The sequence below is a fragment of the Thermomonas sp. genome, from assembly GCF_041905325.1.
In the GTDB taxonomy this organism is placed as follows: Bacteria; Pseudomonadota; Gammaproteobacteria; order Xanthomonadales; family Xanthomonadaceae; genus Thermomonas.
Window position 1 is genome coordinate 1 of sequence record NZ_JAYRLK010000041.1, and the last position, 1,623, is coordinate 1,623.

At 68.0% G+C, this 1,623-nt stretch carries 2 protein-coding genes; both read right to left on the reverse strand.

The features are described 5' to 3' along the window. Nucleotides 1-173: 173 nt before the first annotated feature. The gene (locus tag ACE3OK_RS12535) at nucleotides 174-1,364 is read right to left on the reverse strand and encodes a dihydrodipicolinate synthase family protein (protein ID WP_374249889.1); all 1,191 of its coding nucleotides are present in this window, start codon (nucleotides 1,362-1,364) and stop codon (nucleotides 174-176) included. Nucleotides 1,365-1,427: 63 nt separating this feature from the next. Continuing rightward, a partial coding sequence (locus tag ACE3OK_RS12540; RefSeq protein ID WP_374249890.1) for a hypothetical protein occupies nucleotides 1,428-1,623 on the reverse strand: 196 nt, incomplete at its 5' end.

Sequence of the window (1,623 nt, forward strand, 5' to 3'; positions counted from 1 at the left end):
CGCGGCTGTCTGAGCGGCGTGAGCGCAGCGAACACAGCGAGTTTCGCGACGGGCCGCATGACCGAGCAACGCAGGGCAGTCACCGCGCAGCGGTGACCGCGCCAGTGAAGCGCCACGGCCCGGGCGCACATGTCTTTGCTGCGAAATGGATCGGGATTTGGCTCTTTCACACATCATGCGTCGACCCCATGCAGCGCCAGCAGGGTCTTCATGCGGTGCACGGCCAGTTCGGGCTGCTCCAGCAGATGCGCGGCGTCGGCCAGCCGGAACAGTTCGGCCAGGTGCACCAGGCTGCGGGTGCTTTGCTGCCCGCCGACCATGGTGAAGTGGCTCTGATGGCCATTGAGCCAGGCCATGAAGACGACGCCTGTTTTGTAGAAGCGTGTGGGCGCGGCAAAGATGTGGCGCGACAGCGGCACCGTGGGGCCCAGGATGGTGTGGAACGAGGCCACGTCCCCGCGTGCCAGCGCGCCGAGGGCGGCACTGGCGGCCGGCGCAATCGCGTCGAAGATGCCCAGCAGGGCATCACTCTGGCCGTGCGTGGGTTCGCTGCCGAAGCCGTCACCGGCAATCAGCTCGGCGTAGTTGAAGTCGTCGCCCGTGTACATGCGCACGCCGGGCGCGAGGCGGCGGCGCATGGCGATCTCCTTGTCCTTGTCGAGCAGCGAGATCTTGATGCCGTCCACCTTGTCCGCATGGGCCGCGATGATGCCCAGCGCCGTGTCCATCGCGGCGGCCACATCGGGGCTGCCCCAGTAGCCCTTGAGCGCCGGGTCAAACATCTCGCCGAGCCAGTGCAACACCACCGGTTGCTTCGCCTGGCGCAGGATCCGGCTGTACACCCGCTCGTAGTCGGCCGGCCCGGTGGCCACGTGCGCCAGCGCACGGCTGGCCATGACGATCAGCTTGCCGCCGAGCTTTTCGATGGCTTCCATCTGCTGCTCGTAGGCTCGGATCACGTCGTCCACGCTGCGTGCGGCCTCGGGCGCGAGGTGGTCGGTGCCGCAGCCCGAGGCCACCAGCGCCTGCGGGCCGAAGTCCCGCGCCGCGTCGAGCGAGCGGCGGATCAGTTCCAGCGAGGTCGGCCAGTCCAGCCCCATGCCGCGCTGGGCGGTGTCCATCGCCTCGGCCACGCCCAGGCCCAGCGACCACAGGCGCTGGCGGTAGGCGATGGTGGCGTCCCAGTCCACCGCGCATTGCAGCCAGGGGTCGATGGCGGCCCGCGGATCGGCCACCACATGGGCAGCCGAATAGGCGATGCGGTTGAAGGCAACGCCCGGCGCGGGCGCCACGGGTCGCAGCCCGCTCAGGGTGTAGGGTGCAAGCGTGCCGTCGGCGCGCGGAAGCATCAGCTGGAGTGGCATGGAGAAGGCCAGGTTATGGGTTAAAACAGGCTGCAGCCCGCGTAGATCATGCGTGAGGCGCTATCAAATCGATAGCGGCTGCACATCCACCCAACGCCGCTCTTTCCAGCTTTGCAGTGCGGCCTCGACCAGCTGCACGCCCTTGGAGCCCTCGGGCAGGGTCCAGCGGTAGGGGGCGTCTTCCACCACGTGGCGGATGAAGTGCTCCCACTGGATCTTGAAGCCGTTGTCATAGACCTGCGTGTCCGGCACCTCCTGC

Coding starts and splice junctions, on each gene's coding strand:
- ACE3OK_RS12535 (WP_374249889.1), bottom strand. CDS start 1,364: ATGCCACTCCAGCTGATGCTTCCGCGCGCCGACGGCACGCTTGCACCC.